This window comes from Vibrio sp. CCUG 15886, assembly GCF_028570825.1.
Classification (GTDB): Bacteria; Pseudomonadota; Gammaproteobacteria; order Enterobacterales; family Vibrionaceae; genus Vibrio; species Vibrio vulnificus_B.
The window spans coordinates 197,438-216,241 of sequence record NZ_JAQQBT010000004.1; the positions used below are offsets into that span (position 1 = coordinate 197,438).

22 protein-coding genes are annotated in these 18,804 nt (G+C 45.6%); 10 read left to right on the forward strand and 12 right to left on the reverse strand.

The window, feature by feature from the left end; translation table 11 throughout:
* Positions 1-24: 24 nt before the first annotated feature.
* Positions 25-204: a trimethylamine N-oxide reductase system protein TorE gene (gene torE, locus PQQ36_RS10905; protein WP_011080718.1), complete on the reverse strand. Its 180-nt coding sequence runs from the start codon at positions 202-204 to the stop codon at positions 25-27.
* Positions 205-781: 577 nt separating this feature from the next.
* On the opposite strand from torE, the gene PQQ36_RS10910 reads away from it, so the two are divergent.
* Positions 782-1,576 carry an ABC transporter permease gene (locus PQQ36_RS10910; RefSeq protein ID WP_273661194.1) on the forward strand — a complete coding sequence of 265 codons (795 nt, stop codon included), beginning with the start codon at positions 782-784 and terminating at the stop codon, positions 1,574-1,576.
* Positions 1,577-1,789: 213 nt separating this feature from the next.
* A complete protein-coding gene (locus tag PQQ36_RS10915) occupies positions 1,790-1,912 on the forward strand; it encodes a hypothetical protein (protein WP_256627354.1) in 123 nt (40 codons plus the stop codon).
* An 82-nt stretch (positions 1,913-1,994) separates the two neighbouring features.
* On the opposite strand, the gene focA is transcribed toward PQQ36_RS10915, so the two are convergent.
* Complete coding sequence (gene focA, locus PQQ36_RS10920) at positions 1,995-2,837, reverse strand: formate transporter FocA (protein ID WP_011080720.1); 843 nt, start codon at positions 2,835-2,837, stop codon at positions 1,995-1,997.
* A 300-nt stretch (positions 2,838-3,137) separates the two neighbouring features.
* Complete coding sequence (locus tag PQQ36_RS10925) at positions 3,138-4,523, reverse strand: DNA repair protein (protein WP_225494712.1); 1,386 nt, start codon at positions 4,521-4,523, stop codon at positions 3,138-3,140.
* A gap of 359 nt (positions 4,524-4,882) precedes the next feature.
* Between PQQ36_RS10925 and PQQ36_RS10930 the strand changes: the two genes are divergently transcribed.
* Positions 4,883-5,116 (forward strand): TIGR02647 family protein, encoded by a 234-nt coding sequence (locus tag PQQ36_RS10930; protein ID WP_013572011.1) that lies wholly within the window; start codon positions 4,883-4,885, stop codon positions 5,114-5,116.
* A gap of 138 nt (positions 5,117-5,254) precedes the next feature.
* On the opposite strand, the gene PQQ36_RS10935 is transcribed toward PQQ36_RS10930, so the two are convergent.
* Positions 5,255-5,680: a PACE efflux transporter gene (locus PQQ36_RS10935; RefSeq protein WP_045623618.1), complete on the reverse strand. Its 426-nt coding sequence runs from the start codon at positions 5,678-5,680 to the stop codon at positions 5,255-5,257.
* Positions 5,681-5,769: 89 nt separating this feature from the next.
* Between PQQ36_RS10935 and PQQ36_RS10940 the strand changes: the two genes are divergently transcribed.
* The 3 genes from PQQ36_RS10940 to PQQ36_RS10950 are packed head-to-tail and all read left to right on the forward strand — an operon-like array spanning position 5,770 to position 8,113.
* Entirely contained in the window at positions 5,770-6,645 is an 876-nt protein-coding gene (locus PQQ36_RS10940; protein ID WP_065090565.1) for a LysR family transcriptional regulator, read from the forward strand.
* 2 nt (positions 6,646-6,647) lie between these two features.
* Positions 6,648-7,478, forward strand: a complete 831-nt coding sequence (locus PQQ36_RS10945) for an SDR family oxidoreductase (protein ID WP_065090566.1) — start codon at positions 6,648-6,650, stop codon at positions 7,476-7,478.
* Entirely contained in the window at positions 7,475-8,113 is a 639-nt protein-coding gene (locus PQQ36_RS10950) for a YdcF family protein (RefSeq protein WP_273661196.1), read from the forward strand. Before PQQ36_RS10945 ends, PQQ36_RS10950 begins: the two co-directional genes overlap by 4 nt.
* Before the next feature lie 102 nt (positions 8,114-8,215).
* Here PQQ36_RS10950 and PQQ36_RS10955 read toward each other — a convergent pair whose 3' ends face one another.
* The gene (locus tag PQQ36_RS10955) at positions 8,216-8,794 is read right to left on the reverse strand and encodes a thymidine kinase (RefSeq protein ID WP_011150030.1); all 579 of its coding nucleotides are present in this window, start codon (positions 8,792-8,794) and stop codon (positions 8,216-8,218) included.
* An 80-nt stretch (positions 8,795-8,874) separates the two neighbouring features.
* Positions 8,875-10,257 (reverse strand): cysteine--tRNA ligase, encoded by a 1,383-nt coding sequence (cysS, locus tag PQQ36_RS10960; RefSeq protein WP_026130787.1) that lies wholly within the window; start codon positions 10,255-10,257, stop codon positions 8,875-8,877.
* A 205-nt stretch (positions 10,258-10,462) separates the two neighbouring features.
* On the opposite strand from cysS, the gene PQQ36_RS10965 reads away from it, so the two are divergent.
* From PQQ36_RS10965 to PQQ36_RS10980, 4 genes are all read left to right on the forward strand, one after another.
* Positions 10,463-10,957 (forward strand): peptidylprolyl isomerase, encoded by a 495-nt coding sequence (locus PQQ36_RS10965; RefSeq protein WP_011150028.1) that lies wholly within the window; start codon positions 10,463-10,465, stop codon positions 10,955-10,957.
* Positions 10,958-11,015: 58 nt separating this feature from the next.
* Positions 11,016-11,747 (forward strand): UDP-2,3-diacylglucosamine diphosphatase, encoded by a 732-nt coding sequence (gene lpxH, locus PQQ36_RS10970; RefSeq protein WP_013572017.1) that lies wholly within the window; start codon positions 11,016-11,018, stop codon positions 11,745-11,747.
* A gap of 107 nt (positions 11,748-11,854) precedes the next feature.
* Complete coding sequence (locus PQQ36_RS10975; protein WP_101956862.1) at positions 11,855-13,069, forward strand: EAL and HDOD domain-containing protein; 1,215 nt, start codon at positions 11,855-11,857, stop codon at positions 13,067-13,069.
* A gap of 75 nt (positions 13,070-13,144) precedes the next feature.
* Positions 13,145-13,648 (forward strand): YchJ family protein, encoded by a 504-nt coding sequence (locus PQQ36_RS10980; protein ID WP_101956861.1) that lies wholly within the window; start codon positions 13,145-13,147, stop codon positions 13,646-13,648.
* A gap of 189 nt (positions 13,649-13,837) precedes the next feature.
* Here PQQ36_RS10980 and hisIE read toward each other — a convergent pair whose 3' ends face one another.
* The 6 genes from hisIE to hisC form a co-directional block, all read right to left on the reverse strand.
* Positions 13,838-14,473, reverse strand: a complete 636-nt coding sequence (hisIE, locus tag PQQ36_RS10985) for a bifunctional phosphoribosyl-AMP cyclohydrolase/phosphoribosyl-ATP diphosphatase HisIE (RefSeq protein ID WP_011150024.1) — start codon at positions 14,471-14,473, stop codon at positions 13,838-13,840.
* Positions 14,470-15,243 carry an imidazole glycerol phosphate synthase subunit HisF gene (gene hisF / locus PQQ36_RS10990; protein ID WP_072612566.1) on the reverse strand — a complete coding sequence of 258 codons (774 nt, stop codon included), beginning with the start codon at positions 15,241-15,243 and terminating at the stop codon, positions 14,470-14,472. The genes hisIE and hisF overlap by 4 nt, the downstream gene beginning before the upstream one ends.
* A complete protein-coding gene (hisA, locus tag PQQ36_RS10995) occupies positions 15,225-15,962 on the reverse strand; it encodes a 1-(5-phosphoribosyl)-5-[(5-phosphoribosylamino)methylideneamino]imidazole-4-carboxamide isomerase (protein WP_005390889.1) in 738 nt (245 codons plus the stop codon). Before hisA ends, hisF begins: the two co-directional genes overlap by 19 nt.
* 12 nt (positions 15,963-15,974) lie before the next feature.
* Complete coding sequence (hisH, locus tag PQQ36_RS11000) at positions 15,975-16,589, reverse strand: imidazole glycerol phosphate synthase subunit HisH (protein ID WP_101956860.1); 615 nt, start codon at positions 16,587-16,589, stop codon at positions 15,975-15,977.
* Between the two features lie 26 nt (positions 16,590-16,615).
* A complete protein-coding gene (gene hisB, locus PQQ36_RS11005; protein ID WP_045620168.1) occupies positions 16,616-17,689 on the reverse strand; it encodes a bifunctional histidinol-phosphatase/imidazoleglycerol-phosphate dehydratase HisB in 1,074 nt (357 codons plus the stop codon).
* A 69-nt stretch (positions 17,690-17,758) separates the two neighbouring features.
* Positions 17,759-18,799 carry a histidinol-phosphate transaminase gene (gene hisC, locus PQQ36_RS11010; protein WP_038964473.1) on the reverse strand — a complete coding sequence of 347 codons (1,041 nt, stop codon included), beginning with the start codon at positions 18,797-18,799 and terminating at the stop codon, positions 17,759-17,761.
* Between the last annotated feature and the right edge of the window lie 5 nt (positions 18,800-18,804).

The window sequence follows — 18,804 nt, forward strand, 5'->3', positions numbered from 1 at the left end:
AAGTGTGGGGATAAGTTCACAGGCTTACATGCCGTGAGCACCTGGAGGTCCGAAGAAGAAAACTTGCAACATCCAAACGATGAAGCCATATCCACCAACGAACGCCACACTCAAGATTGGAAAGAGGACGACGGTAATGAAGAGGAAAGATTTCCACTCCAATGAGCGCTTTTCAGCACTCTCAATTTTGTTAACATCACTCATACATTTGCCTATTTTGTATTTAGTAATTTCAGTTGCCCCACCCCAACAGGATGAAACTTTTAACACTATCTAATGCAAAATGTTAGACCATACACAATGTGTGGTTCAATCAATTCCCTACGCCCTACCCTTGTTATTCAACACTTTTTTGAGCTCATCCAGAGATGTGTCGGATTGATATTTCATGTGTAAAATTGTGAATAGATGTGAAGAAATAAGTCTTTTGCATTATTGTTAAAAACAAAACAACCACGTAACACAAATGCTAGCAGAGTGACATTTTTTGGCTGGACTGATTCTTATTCTCTCAAAAATAAAACAATCCGCATGATGATTGTGTAATTTTATTGTTACCACAATGTGAATACTAAAGGGCAAAATAGCAGTCTAAAGTGGCTCTCTTAATGCAAAAACCGTTCAACATTTCAGCAAACAAGCAACTCAAGAAATACATACGCTGCGACTCACCGTTCGTGATTTACGCAGTGTGACTTCTGACAAGAAATCGAATCAGACGCCTTCCCATATCACCTCAGATTCGTTTCAATGCCGATATGACCAATGGAAAGAGATGGGTATGGAATCGGTTATTGATCTCACTTGGGGAGCACTCTTAGCGTTTTCCAGCCTCCTTGTTATCCCGCTAATCATTAGCCACTTCTATCAGCTGGCGATCGCGAAAGAAGCCCTGCTGAGTGTTGGCCGCATGGCACTGCAACTGATTTTAGTGGGCTTCTATTTGGAGTACCTATTTACCCTGAATGACTGGCGCATCAATGTGATTTGGCTATTGGTGATGCTCACTGTTGGCGCTTCTTCCATTGTCAGTAAAGCCCACTTGCCACAAAGTCAGCTACTCTTTCCTAGCTTATTCGGGCTCGCTGGAGGTATGTTGCCAATACTCTCAGTGTTGCTTGTTGGCATCATCGTGCCAACACCTTGGTATCACACACAATATATGATTCCTTTGGCTGGTATGCTGCTGGGCAACAGCTTAAGTGGCAATATTGTCGCTTTGCAAAATCTGTTTGATTGCTATCGTAATCGAAGAAATGAATACGAAGCTGCGATCGCCCTCGGTGCGTCGCCACGTTATGCGTCACTTCTGTTTGTTAGGCAAGCGATGCAAAAATCTTTTGCTCCTATTCTTGCCTCAATGGCGGCGACAGGGCTGGTCACATTACCTGGCATGATGACAGGACAAATCTTGGGGGGCGCAAGTCCGATGGTGGCGATTAAATATCAACTGATCATTATGATCGCGATTTTTGTCACCCTCACCCTTTCTGTTGTCATCACTTTAGAACTGGTGCTACATCGCTGTTTAGATAGAAATGGGCGAGTGAAAATAAACACACTGGATACAAAATGAGCAGTTTACTCTCTTTTTCTAACCACCTCTTTTCTAATCACTTTTAGCCGAAGCGAGATACCCACGAAGTTTACGACAGGTTATCCACAGAAAATGTGGATAACCTCGTTCAGCGCCCATCGGTCGGTGTCTTAAAAACGCAGGAAGATCGTCACACGGCCGTCATGATTGAGACGTAACTTGCCTATAAAGCATCCAATGGAGAGGAAGAATATGGAGTATTCACAGCAATACCACGATGAGCTGGAGCAAGATTGTCGAGAATGGTTAATTGATAAGCCCTTTGAATTGCCTCCGCAACCAACCGAGTTCTCATCAAACCCAAGTGATTTCTAAAGAGTATGAAAAACGAAAAAAGCAGACTTAACGTCTGCTTTTTAGTTATCTAAGAATCGCAGTGAATAGTGTCACTCAGCGATTAATCGCGCAGGTAGATTAACCAATACCACATGCCAACAAACACACCACCACCGATGATATTACCAAGCGTAACCGGCAGTAGGTTATTCAGCAGAAAGTCCATCATGTTCAGGTCGGCGTAATCGGCAATGTTTGCCCCCGTCATTTGCCAAAATTCAGCTGGGGCAAAGTTTTTGATACCAATCGCCATCGGCACTTGGAACATATTGGCTATACAGTGCTCAAAACCTGCCGAGACAAACATCGCAACAGGTAGAATCATCACGGCAATTTTATCCGTTAGTGTACGGCCGCTGAACGTCATCCACACTGCGATACAAACCAGCACATTACACATGATGCCTAAAGCTACGGCAGAGAAAAAGCTGTGGTGCATCTTATGTTGTGAAATCGCCATCGCGTTTAGGCCAACCTGTCCATGGTCGAACATGTACTGCTTAGTGATCAACATGCAAACCACCAGCAAAATGGCGCCAACCAAGTTACCGACATAAACCACAAACCAGTTTTTGATGAGAACGCGCCAGGAGATTTTACCGCTGGCACGTGCAACTAAGGTCAGCACTGAACTCGTAAACAGTTCACCACCAGTCACAACAACAAGGATCAAGCCTAAGCTAAATGCTAGGCCACCGATCAGGCGTGTTATTCCCCAAGGCAAGTCCGCCCCACCAGTTGTTACCGTGGTATAAAAAACGAAGGCAATACCGATATGGATACCCGCTGAAATAGCAAGTAAAAATGATTTAACCGGGTCCTTGGTCGCTTTCCCTTCACCGATCTCTGCCGCTCTTTCCGCGGCCTGTGGTGGTAATAGCGAGTCAAATTGATTGAAGTTCATTGCAGGTTAACATTTGGAAACAATTTCGAGTGGCGCGGATAATCTCTCCTTTTCCAGAGTTTTTCAAGGGGTATTTTTTATGTTTACAAAAAATGTTGTTTTAGTGAGTTGAAATGAAAAACCAGGTTGCGACAACCTATTAGCATCTTCTGCTTTCAGTTTCTGTGCTGACGTTAAAAACGGCTCACCAATACGCCAGCGAGACACCGATATTCAAACGTGCTTTCGCAAACCGAAGAAACAAAAATGCCTCATATGGTTGAGGCATTTTCTAGGATTAGTGTTAGCGAAGCTCTGAGGTTATTCTGCTGCATTCTCTGGCTGCGTTTCTGGCGCTGCGGTTTCGCTACTCGCCTCAACGTCGCTTGCTGCTTCTTCAGTTTCAATCGCTTCGGCTTTAGGGGCTGCCTCTTCTACTTGAGGAGCTTGCTCTTCTAATGCTGTCCCCTCTTGCACTGGCTCTGCCTGTTCCACAGTAGACGCAGGCTGATCTTTTGCCGCTAACTGAAGTTTCAGATTCGCGACCAACTCTTCCAAACTCTTGATATGCGCAGCTTCGCGTTCAATGTGGGCATTTAACGCCAGCTCACGTTGATTGGCTTTTTCCAATGCTGTTTTTTGCTCAGCCGACTTGGTTTCGAGCACTTTCACTTTACTGTTAAGCTCTGTCACCTGCTGAGACAAATCGGTGGTTTTGTTTGCTTCGTGCATGCGTTTCACGCTTGCAAGAATCTTCTCGCTTTGCTCTCTTAGCATCACATCACGGTAATCAGAACCATCGACTGCTTTAGAGATGGCAAGCAACTTGTTTTCAATTTCTAAAACTGAGTTTTCAAAAGCATCGTCTTCGACAGAAGCCAACAGTTTCACCTGATGCGTGACTTGCTTAACGTGTTCGATCTCAAACTGAGCGTTCGCCACTGCCAACTCAATTGCGGCTTTATCACGAGGATTGGTTTGAGCAATATTTGCTGCAATATTAATTACGTTTTCCGCCGTGGCAAAACTCACTGGCGCAACTTCATTAAAATCTTCTTTCTTTAGAGTTTTCAGCTCTTGTTGAAGCGGTAGAATGAACGTTTTGTGCACTACCTTCACCTCAAGCTGTTTCGCGGTATTGAGGAAAACAACTTGTTTCTCTTGCGCTTCTTCTAGCTCATCAACCACAACGTAAGAAAATAGCTTCTTATACTGAGAAAGCACCTTGTTGTAATCATTCGCGTAGAGTTTCGCGGCATTGATCTCTGCCAGGTAATCCATCTGAGCAATAGAATCTGCCAGGATCACGTCCGCTTTCGCTTTCAGTTTTTCTAACGCTGCGAAATTTTGATCCACTAACTTAATTTGCTCTTGATACGCTTGCGCATAGGTGTCAGAAGAAAATAGAGAGTAGCTTTTCGATGCTAGAGAAGGATCTTTTTCCAGTTTTGTGTAGATCTCACTGGCTTCTTTCCAAGCCGATGTTAAATCTTTGAAGTTTTCCGGTGCGTAGATCGCCAGCTTCCCGCTGTCTTGTAGAGCTTGAGACCATTGTTGATGCGATTGTTGAATGCCAACAAACGGCGTGCTCGCATTTTCAGCGACTTCGTTTGTCACCTCTTGGGTGAGTTTTTCTTCTGGCGTAGACTGACAACCCACAATGGAGAGCATCATTGATGCCGCCAGTGCCAACTTCATTTTATTCATTCTGTTACCCTTTATGTCTTAGCTCATTGACGCGCAAGCATTTTTCGTCCCCCCTTCGCATCAACAGCCAAAAGGCTAAACGTGAAGAAATGGAGTACTCGCAAAAATATCATTACAAACGAGCGTTTTCTTACGCTCTGTTATCTCGAATAGACACGTAAATATATTATAAAAGTCTTAATAATGATATGTGGCATTGGTTAGATGAATAATAAAACAGCGTTTCTTATCAATCACTTCGATAGAAAGAGAGAAGAATTTGCGAATTTACCGACTGGCTAACAATTCTCGCTCTTTATGATTGTAACTATTGCCTAAGCGTACTAAGTTGAAGCGGAAAGATTTGTCGGAGTATGAGTATGAAATTTACAGAAGAACACTTAGCTGAAATGAACCTATTGCTACAATTTGACTTGAGTAGCGCTGCCACAGGGATAAAAGTGCACAAAGATGCGGCAGAATCGGCTCAGGCCGCGGTAAAACGTTTATTTGATAAGGGCCTATGTACTCAAATCGACGGAGGCTACCTCACTGACGAAGGTATTGAAGTAGCAGAGCACGCAGAAAAAACATTGAGAGTATTAAGCGCATAATGCTTTAGCGCAACTGACTGAGAATAATAAAGACTCGCTTTTGGTTTATTCAAAAGCGAGTCTTTTTGTTTCTCTAGCTAGGTGACGGAGCGTGCTAACAACACACTGTTGAATATTGCGAACCCCGCAGAGCATTGTCTAGCGAGAAAATAAGGCATTCACCCGTTGATAGGGTTGAACGCGGTCATAAAACCAATTAAACCCCGTCGCGTAAAATAGGAAAAAGAGCAAAAACCCCGCTTCCAGCAGCAAGGCTTGTAATATCGAGATGCTGAGGAACCAAGAGATCACTGGAATGGTAATGAAGATGAGCCCTCCCTCAAATCCGAGCGTATGCAAAAGACGCATTTTTAATCCTCTCTCTGCTCGATTCTCACCAAACCATTGATCAAAATATTGGTTATAGATGTAATTCCAAATGACGGTAAAGATACTCAGCCCGATCCCGACAATAGCCAGTGCCGAAGCCCCTTTTCCAGTCATCAAAGATGTCGCTGGTACAATAATCGCCAATGCCAAAAGTTCAAACGCCACGGCATGAAAAAGTCGTTCACCTTGTGTCATCACAAAACCTCTTACTGATGCTTTTCAATCACACACATTCTATCTACCATTAAGATACATAAAAGTTAGATACCATCTATAAAAGCGATATGTTTACTATCGAGCAACTACAAGCATTCGTCACTACCTCAGAAAAAGGCTCCTTTTCTGCCGCTGCGAGGGCGCTTGGTAAAGCGCAATCGGTCATCAGCCAACATATTATGAATATGGAGCTTGATTGTGGGGTGGCTCTTTTTGATCGCACAGGGCGATACCCTGTACTCAATTCGTCAGGTTTAGCACTTCTCCCTTACGCAAAAGCAACTCTGGAACAGTTGGAGAGATTCTCTAATAAAGCCAGTTCGCTATTTGAACCTCGCGCGTCGCAACTGATTCTTGCCGTCGACGAAGGTGTACCGCTTTTAACGTTGCCACACGTTTTTCGTACCTTGGAGGCGTCATTTCCAGAGCTACAAATCGAGTGTTTAACGGCTTCAAGCCCCGATATTATTGAGTTGGTGGAATCTGGGCGCGCGACTACCGGCATCATTTTGAGTGAAACCGTACTGCCATCGACCATCGATTTCTCAAGCTTAGGAGCGGTTGCTTTTGATGTGTTCGTGTCCACTGAACATCCTTTGGCTTCGATGTCATTAACGCATAGCGACCAACTCAAGCTGCATCGGCAATTGGTCATACGGTCTAAGAACGCTCAGTTCAGCTCCCTGAATCAAGCCTTTGGCCCAGACGTTTGGTACGCTGATAACTATTTTATGCTGTTAGAGATGGCAAAAGAGGGCTTCGGCTGGTGTCTGTTACCAGAACACCTTATCGGCGCAGAACAACACGGCTTGGTGAAAATACAAAATCCTCAGTTGCAATTTGGCTGGCAAGCCAATATCGATGTGATACAACATCAGAAATGGCACTCTGATCCAGTGCATTTAGAAACGCGTAGATTGCTGCGTAACTTATTTGGGAAATAGCGATGAAAAAGATATTAATCATTGGAGCCGGTTGGCTGGGTTTACCTTTTGCTCAACAATTGTCCGCGTTAAAACATCAGGTGATTGTCACTCGACGCTCTACAGACAGCCTTCGTGAAGTCCCTTTGGCGCAAGAAAGCAAAGCCATACTCAATCTCGCCAATGATGATGCCGCAAAGAAGGTGCGAGAGCTCGTGGACAACAATGCCATCGATATTGTTGTTGGCAGTTTCCCCCCCGGTTTTCGAAAAGGTAGCGGTGAAGAATATGCCCATCAGTGGCAAAAAATCATCGATGGCATCAAGGATAGCGCGGTACAAAAAGTCATTATGGTCAGCTCGACGACGGTTTACCCAAATCAACCCGTCGAGATGAGGGAAGACGACGCAACACTCGCTAAGGCAAACAGCGAGAGCGACTTATTCAGTGACAAAGCACGCGTGATGTTGCAAGCAGAGCAATCACTGCTAGATTCAGGCAAAAACTTTACCATCTTACGTTTGAGCGGACTCTTTGGGCCTAATCGCCACCCTGCCCGCTTCGTCCCTCATCTAAAACAAATTAGCAGCCGTGCGCCCGCTAACATGCTTCATCTTGACGATGCAATCAATGCACTTTTGTTTGCGCTTAGTGCTGTCGACCAGCAAGTGCTCAACGTCTCAACGCCAACGACGGTCGATAAAGCGACCTTCTATCAAGCCGCGCTTGAATCTGCACAACTCGACGTTGATTTCCCACCCGTTGTCGCCGTTGAAGACAAACGTATTGTGGTGGATAAGTTGCTGCAATCGGGTTTTCAATTTCAATATCAATCAACGCTGGATGCTTTATGAAACTTTTCCGTCAAATTGAACTGCTCTGGCAATACATGCAATTGCAGCATCACTTAACCCCCGTCGATTGCTTGCTCGTGATGTGCAGTAACGATCTTCGAGTGGCTGAACATGCTGCGAATTTGTACAGACAAGGGTACGCGCCCTATATCCTCTTTTCTGGTGGTGAGGGACGTTTCACTGAAGGGCTATTTGAAAAAAGCGAAGCTGAGACTTTTGCCGAGCTAGCCAAAGCATCAGGCGTGCCTGCGGAAGCCATCTTACTCGAAACAAAATCCTCCAACACTGGTGAAAATGTCCGTTTTTCCGAGCAACTTTTGCTCGAAAAGGGGTTGGCGTTTGAGTCGTTTATTTTGGTCCAAAAACCCTTTATGGAAAGACGCGCCCTCGCGACGTTCGAGAAACAATGGCAGGGGCCTTACTCACACCTGTTGGTGAGTTCCACCGGAGAGGCCTTCTTTGATTACATCAATGAAGAGATGCCTCTAATGTTGGTGCTTGAAGCGCTTCTTGAGGACTTTGAGCGCATTAAACGTTATCCAGCAAAAGGCTTCCAAACCGAACAACCGCTGCCCGATGACGTCGAAACCGCTTACCAATATGTCCGAGAAAAGCTCACTTCGCTGCTTATTTAACGCAGTCACACGTTTAATGCAGTCCCCAATGAAAAAAAGCCACTGCACGTGATGTGAGTGGCTTCATTGCATTCTTGTCGGTAGGGGTACTCAAAGACCCCGTTATTTACCCAACGCTTCTTTGTAGTGTTGACGACAGACTGACACGTAACGATCGTTCCCCCCAATCGCCACTTGGTCGCCTTCTTTAATCGCGTTGCCGTGCTCGTCGGTGCGGATAACCATGTTGGCTTTGCGTCCACAATGACAAATGGTTTTTAGCTCGACCAATTTATCAGCCCAAGAAAGGAGGTATTTGCTGCCTTCAAACAACTCACCAAGAAAATCCGTACGAAGTCCGTAACACAATACAGGAATGTGCAGCTTATCGACCACTTCCGTTAACTGATACACTTGCTCTTTCGATAAGAATTGGCACTCATCCACCAAAATACAATGGCGTTTCTCCACTTCATTCAGAGCAGCGATCTCTTGATAGAGATTGGTGTCTGCTTTAAACAATTGCGCTTCAGCTTGTAAACCAATTCGTGAGCTGACTTTACCAATACCATAGCGATCATCTAAAGCCGCGGTAAAAATAACGGGCGTCATACCACGCTCTTGATAGTTGAAAGAAGACTGAAGAAGAGTCGTTGATTTACCCGCGTTCATCGCTGAGTAATAGAAATACATCTGAGCCACAGAGCACTACCTAAGTAAAATTGGAAAATGAAAAAATATAAAGAAAAGGGCTGAATCAACAGCCCTTTAAAAAGATGCAATTACTTGCGACGCCACGTTGTTCCTTCAGGGCCATCTTCAAGTACGATACCCATCTCGTTCAGCTTATCGCGCGCCATATCCGCGTTTGCCCAATCTTTCGCCGCACGAGAATCGTTACGCAGTTTGATCAACGCTTCAATTTCTGCCACTTCATCATCGCTGCCCGCGTCACCTTTCAAAAACGCGTCTGGATCTTGATGAAGAATGCCGATCACGTCAGCAAGCTCACGCATCAAGGCACCTAAAGCACTGGCGTTGGCCAGATCTTCCGTTTTCAATCGGTTGATCTCACGCGCCATATCAAACAACACGGAATAGGCTTCCGGCGTGTTGAAATCGTCGTTCATTGCTGCGGTAAAGCGTGACACATACTCTTCACCACCTGCTGGCGCAGCCGAGAAATCCAAACCACGCAGAGAAGTGTATAGGCGCTCTAGTGACGCGCGAGCTTGGTTGAGATTTTCTTCGCTGTAGTTAAGCTGACTGCGGTAGTGACCTGACATTAGGAAGTAACGTACGGTTTCCGCATCATAGTGACCTAACACATCGCGAATAGTGAAGAAGTTACCTAGAGACTTAGACATCTTCTCTTTGTCGACCATCACCATACCGCTGTGCATCCAAGTATTCACATACTGAGTGTCATGGGCACAGCAAGACTGAGCAATTTCGTTTTCGTGGTGAGGGAACTGAAGATCAGAGCCACCGCCGTGAATATCAAAATGATTACCAAGAATGGACGAGTTCATTGCCGAACATTCGATGTGCCAACCAGGACGACCAGGCCCCCATGGTGATTCCCATGTAGGCTCACCCGGCTTGGACATTTTCCACAACACGAAATCCAGAGGACAGCGTTTTGCTGTTTCTACATCGACGCGTGCGCCCGCTTGAAGCTGGTCAAGGTCTTGCTTAGAAAGCTTACCGTATTCGTCAAATTTATTGACTTCAAACATCACATCACCGTTGTCGGCGACATACGCAAAACCACGTTCAATCAGTCTTTCAACTAACTCAATGATCTCTTGAATGTATTGCGTTGCGCGCGGTTCCACATCTGGGCGCTTCATGTTTAGCGCATCGAAGTCAGCGTGCATTTCACCGATCAAACGTTCAGTCAATGAATCACAGGTTTCACCGTTTTCCGCCGCACGTTTGATGATTTTGTCATCGATATCGGTAATGTTGCGCACAAACGTCAGGTCGTAGCCTAAATAACGCAAGTAACGAGATACGACGTCAAAAGAGACAAATGTACGGCCATGACCGATGTGACAGAGATCGTAAATGGTAACTCCACAGACATACATACCGACTTTACCGGCTGTGATTGGTTTGAATTCCTCTTTCTGTCTTGTCAGTGTGTTATATATCTTCAACATGATCTCTATCTGTATATTGATTGAACTAAAATGAAACGGCAGTATACCAACTACAATGTTTTTAGGTAATAACAATTCCGCTGAAAAACGATAATCGACTAAACTTCCAACACAAAAGCGTAATTTGCTTAGTCCTTCGTTTTGCATGAGCCTGAACTTAGGCTAGAATTCTGACTTTAAACAAAACAGCACAAAGGAAAACAGCATGATCACCCTTCACACAAATTTTGGTGACATCAAGATTGAGCTAAATGCAGAAAAAGCACCAGAAACGAGCGCAAACTTTCTTCAATACTGCCGCGATGGCTTTTACGACAACACCGTTTTCCACCGTGTTATCGATGGTTTTATGATCCAAGGCGGTGGTATGGAGTCTGGTCTACGTGAGAAACCAACTCGCGCGCCAATCAAAAACGAAGCGAACAACGGCCTAAGCAACAAAGTCGGTTCTATCGCGATGGCTCGTACTATGGACCCACACTCTGCTAGCTCACAGTTTTTCATTAACGTAAACAACAACACATTTCTAGACTTCCGTAGCGAAAGCCTAGACGGTTGGGGTTACTGCGTGTTCGGTGAAGTTGTTGAAGGTATGGACGTGGTTAACAAAATCAAAGGCGTTAGCACAGGTTCTTACGGCATGCACCAAGACGTACCACTAGAAGAAGTGGTGATCACTGGCGCAACCATCGAAGAGTAATCTTACTCATCATCTTTTGAGATAGGTTTATGGGGAGGCTAAGCCTCCCCTTGTTTCTATGACAACACTTTTTATTTCTGATTTACATCTTACTCCTTCTCGCACAGACATCACCGAGTGCTTTGTGCAATTTATGCGTAACGAAGCCGTGAACGCGGAAGCACTGTATGTGTTGGGTGACCTGTTCGAATTTTGGATCGGTGATGAAGATTGCACTCCCTTCGCCGAACGCATTCGCAACGAATTTAAAGCACTGACCACATCAGGTGTTCCCGTTTATTTTATTCAAGGCAATCGCGACTTCTTATTAGGTCAACGATTCTGTCGTGAAACGGGAATAACACTCTTAGACGATGTCTGCACCATCGACCTTTATGGCGAAAAAGTGGTGATCCTTCACGGTGATACTCTGTGCATTGACGATTTAAAATATCAAGAGTTTCGCAAAACGGTGCACCAGCCGTGGCTGCAATGGATCTTCAAACGGATTCCTTGGTTTATTAAGAAACGAATCGTTGCCAAAGTACAGTCTGGCGTTCGTGATGATAAGCAACATAAGTCGCTCGAGATCATGGACGTGAACCAGCAAGAAGTCACTCAAGTCATGTCTCAGTTTTGCGTCAAGTTGATGATTCATGGTCATACTCATCGCCCTAATATTCATCACTTCGAACACGACAATCTCCCGTTAACACGCATTGTGTTAGGCGATTGGTATTCCCAAGGCTCTGTTTTAAAAGTTACTGCCGATGGATATTCGTTAGAACAACGCCCTTTTTTTACTGAGTGAATTATTACTACAACATCGCTAGCAAACTGTAACAATCGACATAGATCTTTTGGAAAAAGTCGCTATCATCAAATCTAAAGCACTTTAACAGAACAGAGTTCAGCAAATTGAAGTATTCCTACGTTGCCAGACAACCCATTCTTGATCAAAACAGAAAAACCATTGGTTATGAATTGCTGTTTCGCGATGGTCCAAAAAATACCTTCCCCGAAGTTGAACCAGAGTTAGCGACCAGTCGCTTGCTCTCTGATCATTTCCTTTCCACACACTACAGTACGCTTGGAAACAAACTCGGTTTTGTGAACTTTCCATACCAGAGCCTCATTAACTTGGTACCAACGCTCTTTCCAAAAGAGAGCTTGGTGATTGAGATCCTGGAAGATTGTGAGCCAACCGATGAGCTCTACGAAGCCATTATCAAACTTCACAAAGCGGGCTACCACATCGCATTGGATGATTTCGTTCCTAATCGCGCGTGGAAACGCTTCTTGCCTTATATCCATATCATTAAGTTTGATATTCGCATCGTTCCTATTGAAAAAGCCGCTCAGTTTATTGCCTCACTACGTAAACTGAAAATCAAATTTTTGGCTGAAAAAGTCGAAACTTACCAAGAATTTGAACAAGCGATCAAAGCTGGATTTGATTATTTTCAAGGGTACTTCTTTAGCCGCCCTGAAATGATTCAAAAGAGAAGAATTAACCCGTCTTTTTTAACGGTCGTTCAGCTGTGTAAAGAGATTGCAGATGAGCCCATCAATTTTAATGAAGTGGAACGTCTATTTTCTATTGATGTCACGCTTTCCTATAAGTTGATGACTTACGTGAACTCAGGTTACACCCTTACAGCAAAGATAAAGTCTTTCCGCCAAGCTTTAATCTATTTGGGTGAGGAAAAACTACGCCGATTTATTTCTCTGGTCGCGGTGGCGTCCGTTCACGAAGATAAACCAGACTCACTCTACTCGTTAGCCGTTCAACGCGCGCGAGCTTGTGAACTGCTATTAGGGCATATGTCGACCAAGTACGATCCTGGACAAGCTTTCCTGACCGGGCTTTTTTCTCTGCTTGATTCCTTGCTAGACCAGCCTCTCGGTGACATTATCGAAGACATTCCTGTTGATGAAGAGATCAAACTGGCACTCAGCGAGCGCTCTGGCCAACTTGGGATGATACTGTCCACCATCACCGCTTATGAACAAGCAAATTGGGAACTGGCGAGTCAGTATCAGCAACAGCTGGGGATCTCCGAACATCAGTTGTGTATGGCCTATAGTAAAGCAACCGAGTGGACACAAGAATTGCTGTCGCAGACACCGTAACTCGTTATAATGACAAACAACCCCACAACAGTGGGGTTGTTTGTTTTATCGCTTTATTTGCTGAGATTTCAATTTATGGCTGCTTCTTGTCCTTGCGGATCAAACCGTACCTATGCTCTGTGTTGTGAAATTGCCCATAAGCATCACACCAATGTGATCACACCGGAACAACTGATGCGTTCTCGTTACTGTGCCCACGTATTGGGGTTGGTCGATTACGTTGTGAATACCTACCACCCAAGCTGCCATGCCGAAGAACAGCGCGAAGGCATCGCGGAATCCATTGAGAATGATTGGTGCAAGCTTGAAGTAGTTAAAGCAGAAGCAGGCAGCAACGAGAATGAAGGCTTTGTTGAGTTCAACGCTTACTTTGATGAAGACGGTAAACGCTACTGTATGACCGAACGCTCTCGCTTTGTGAAAGAAGACGGGCTTTGGTATTACATTGATGGCACTTTTCCTGAAGACGAGCCGGAGCCAGATCCGCGTCTAAGTCAATCTGTAAGTAGCTTGAAAGTGGGCCGCAACGATCCGTGTATCTGTGGCAGCGGTAAGAAATTTAAGAAATGTTGTGGGTAAGAGCCAAGGGAAAACAAGGTTCTAGGTTCTAGGTTCTAGGTTCTAGGTTCTAAAAAACCTTAAATCTTTCCTTTCCGTAAGTAAAGCGCCCTGAATTCCATAACTCTTTCTAAAAAACGAAGTGCGCAGAGTCCCTGCGCACTCTCTACTAGGGCCCTAGTCCCTATCAACCTTGACCTTGTCTCTATCTTACTTATGACGCTCTTTAAGCTTATTGATAACGTCATTCATCGATAGGCCTTGGTCTTGCAGCAATACCAGCAAGTGGTAAATCAAGTCTGCCGATTCACACACTAACTCCGCCTTATCGCCCGACGTCGCCGCAAGCGCGACTTCAACGCCTTCTTCGCCCACTTTCTGCGAAATACGCTTGGTACCACGAGCATAAAGACTGGCAGTATAAGAGGAATCTGGGTCGGCACTCTTGCGGGCAGCCAGTAGCTGCTCAAGTTGATGAAGCCACACCATTTGTGACTCTTCCTGTGGATCACCATCCCAGCAAGTGGTGGTGCCCGTATGACACGTTGGCCCAATTGGGTTTACTTTCACTAGCAGTGTGTCGTTATCACAATCCAACGACATGTTCACCAATTGCAGCACGTTACCGGACGTTTCCCCTTTGGTCCAAAGACGCTCTTTGGTACGAGAGAAAAACGTCACTTGACCAGTTTCGCCCGTTTTTGCCAACGCATCTTGGTTCATGTAACCCATCATCAACACTTGGCTTGATTGGAAATCTTGTACGATGGCAGGTACCAGACCATCCACCTTTTCCCAGTTGATTCGCTCAGCTAGCGAACTTACTTCGGCGGCTTTCACACTCATAGTCGTACCTCAATGCCTTGTTGTTTCAAATACTGCTTTAGTTCACCAATATTGATGACTTGCTTGTGGAATACCGATGCGGCAAGCGCGCCATCTACATTTGCTTTTTGGTAGGCTTCTGCGAAATGCTCCATGGCACCTGCACCGCCCGATGCAATCAATGGCACGTTACACACTTCACGCACCATATTCAGTTGTTCGATGTCGTAGCCGTTACGCACGCCGTCTTGGTTCATCATGTTCAGCACGATTTCACCAGCGCCGCGCTTTTGTACTTCTTGCACCCAATCACGCGTTTCCCATTGGGTCGCTTTGGTGCGTTCTTCGTCACCAGTAAACTGGTAAACCTGATACTTACCGGTCTCTTTGTCGTAGTATGAATCGATACCAACGACGATACATTGCACACCAAACTTATCGGCAAGGTCAGTAATCAGCTGCGGGTTAGCCAGCGCTGGCGAGTTGATAGAGACTTTGTCTGCGCCAAACTCAAGAATGCGCGCTGCGTCTTCTGCTGACTTAATGCCACCAGCGACACAGAACGGAATATCAATCACTTCTGCAACGCGAGAAACCCAACTTTTATCGACGACACGACCATCACTTGAGGCGGTAATATCGTAGAATACAAGCTCGTCAGCGCCTTCTTCCGCATAGCGTTTAGCAAGAGGAACGATATCACCAATGATTTCATGGTTACGAAACTGAACGCCCTTCACCACTTGTCCATCACGAACATCAAGACATGGAATTATTCGCTTTGCCAGCATGCAAATGCCTCCTCTGCTGTGAACTTGCCATCTAACAGTGCACGACCAACAATCACGCCAGCCACACCGCTGCCTTTTAGTGCTTCGATATCCGCTAATGAGCCGATGCCGCCTGAAGATTGGAACTGCACTTGTGGGTACTGCTTACATAGGTCGACATAAAGCTCAACATTTGAACCTTCTAGCGTACCGTCACGAGAAATGTCCGTACAAAGCACGTGCTGTAGACCTACCGTTAGGTAATCGTTGATCAGCGCTTCAATGGTCACGCCCGAGTCTTCTTGCCAGCCAGAAATCGCCACTTTACGTGTGCCGTCTTGGTCGATGTTAATGTCTAGCGCGAGAACGATTTTCTCCGCGCCGTATTTTTCCATCCAACCTTTCACAAGCTCTGGCTGTTTTACTGCGGTCGAACCAACAACGACACGTTGAGCACCGGCTTCTAACAGATCAATCACGTCTTGCTCTGTACGCACACCACCACCGATTTGGATGTTCGCTGGCGTACTTGCTAATAGCTTTGCAATCAAATCAAGTTGACGCGCTGTTGTGTCTTTCGCGCCAGTTAAATCCACTAAGTGCAGCCAGTTCGCACCTGCTTGGTGGTACAAATTAAACTGCTCTGCTGGGTCGACTTTGTATTCGGTGACTTGGCCGTAATCACCTTGATACAGGCGAACTACCTGTCCTTCAATTAAATCAAGAGCTGGAATAATCACACTAAATCCCTTTTATAATTCTAAGAAGTTTTGAATAAGCTTCGCGCCCGCTTTTGAAGAACGCTCAGGATGGAACTGCACACCGTAGTAGTTGCCGCTTTGTACTGCCGCTGTGAACGAGTTGCCGTATTCACATTCAGCAATGGTGTAGTCTCCAACTGGCATTGCAAAGCTGTGTACGAAGTAGAAGTACTCACCTTCTTCAATACCTTTGAACAGAGGGTTACCTACTTTTGCAGACACCGTGTTCCAGCCCATATGCGGCAGCGGTAAGTCGCCAGTTTGTAGCAGCTTCACTTCACCATCACAAAGTCCAAGACACTCAACTAACTCGTCGGCTTTCTGCCCTTTCTCTTGAGATACTTTTCCCAACAGTTGCATGCCTAAACAGATACCGAGCAGCGGCTTCTCTACCTGTTTTACCAAGCTGATCAGATCACGCTCTTCTAGGTTCTTCATCGCTTCGCTGGCGGTGCCCACGCCCGGTAGGAATAGCTTGTCAGCCGACAATACAACTTGTGGATCTTTTGAAATCGTTACGTCATAGCCTAAGCGTTCAATGGCAAACTTCACCGAAGAGACGTTGGCACAGCCAGTATCGATAATGACAACTTTCTGTTCTGTCACTGTTTTTCTCCTTGCTTACGCTCGCCTTACAGCACGCCTTTACTACTTGGTAGCTCAGTGCCTTCTACTTTGATTGCTTGGCGCAGAGTACGACCAAACGCTTTGAATAGACTTTCAATGATGTGGTGATCATTGTTGCCCGCAGAAGAAAGGTGCAGCGTACACGCTAGGGTATCCGTCAAAGAACGGAAGAAGTGAACCACCATCTCAGTGGATAAGTCACCGACCTGCTCACGGCTGAACTGCGCGTCAAACTTAAGGTAAGGACGGCCAGATAGGTCTAGTGCACATTGTGCCAAGCACTCGTCCATTGGCAGGCTGAAGCCAAAGCGGCCAATACCACGCTTGTCACCCAGTGCTTCTTTCAATGCTTGCCCCAACGCAAGAGCGGTATCTTCTACCGTGTGGTGATCATCAATGTGCAAGTCACCTTCCACTTTGCACACCATTTGGAATCCACCGTGCGTGGCGATTTGATCCAACATGTGGTCGAAGAAACCAAGACCGGTTGATATCGCGTTACCGCCTTGTTCATCAAGATTAACGAATACTTTGATGTCCGTTTCTTTCGTGGTGCGAACCACTTCAGCAACACGCGCTTTCACCGTCAGATCTTTCAGGATCCGTTTCCAACCCATGGTTTCTGGGTTGTATTGAATGCCACGAATAGCCATGTTCTCTGCAAGTTGAAGATCGGTTTGACGATCGCCAATCACGAACGAGTTCTGGAAATCCACTTTACCCGCTTGAAGGTACTCTTTTACTAAGCCCAATTTCGGTTTGCGACAAGAGCAATTGTCTTTTTCAAAGTGAGGACAGATCAGAACATCATCAAATTTCACACCTTGAGATTCAAAGATCTCCATCATCATATTGTGTGGAGCATCAAAATCTTCTTGCGGATAGCTGTCTGTTCCAAGGCCGTCTTGGTTGGTGACCATCACTAGACGGTATCCTGCATCTTGCAACGACAACAGGCTTGGGATAACAAATGGCTCTAGTTTTAGCTTATCTAAACGGTCTACTTGAAAATCGACAGGTGGTTCCACGATCAAAGTGCCGTCACGGTCGATAAAAAGGATTTTTTGTTGTTTGCTCACTCGAACTTCCTTATTGCTATTCTTTTGGCGCTCTCGCTGTTTAGCGAGTGCAATTCATTCTTTCTCTACTTATGAGTAGTAGTTTCTAATGAAACCCAGAGTTTTCTCACACTCATCTCGGCTGCCAACACTGATTCTTACGCAATCTTTGATTGGCGAGTTTCGCAAGATGATGCCGGACTCCCAAGCCGCCTTAAATAGCTCGTCGCCATTAGGGAATTTCACCAGCAGATAATTGCCCCACCCTTCAAACACCTCTAAACCTGCGATCATTGATAATCCCACTTGCAAATAGGCACGGTTTGCATTGAGGTCGAGCACTTGGAACTTGGCACGAGCCAACCCTGCTTCTGACAATGCTTGTGTCGCAATTTCTGCGACAGGCACTGGTACCGGATAGGGCGCGATAACTTTTAGAAGTACATTAATCAGCTCTTCATTCGCAAGTGTGAATCCACAACGCAAGCCAGCTAATGCAAAGGCTTTCGACAAAGTACGCAAAATCGCAAGGTTTGAGTACTGCGCAAGTAAATCGACGGTTGAGGCCTCTGGACAAAAATCGATATACGCTTCATCCATCACAACGATGGCTCTGTCTTTTGTCATCTCTAGCAAGGCGATGATGTCTTCTCGCTTCACTAAGTTGCCCGTTGGATTGTTTGGTGAACAAACAAACACCAATTTAACCTTGTCCAAATTGGCTTCAATACCTGCAAGGTCTAATTGCCAATCCTCTGTTAGCGGTACGGTTTTACGCTCAACGCCAATGGTTTCAGCGCTCACAGAATACATGCCATACGTAGGAGGACAGTAAAGAATGGCATCTTCATTTGGTTCGCAGAAAGCACGAATCAGCAATTCGATACCCTCATCCGCGCCACGCGATGTCAGAGTTTGTTCTGGTTTAACACCTGCATAGGCAGCGTAGGCTGCAATCAATGCTTTCGGCTGACAATCACTGTAACGGTTCAAGCGCGCAAAGTTTGTGCGGTATTCATTGTCAAATGGCGATTCATTGGCATTCAACCAAACATCGCCAGTTCCACCGATGCGGCGCGCCGAAAGGTAAGGAGTCAGTTTCTGTACACTTTTTCGAGCAAGTTTTTCCATTTTCT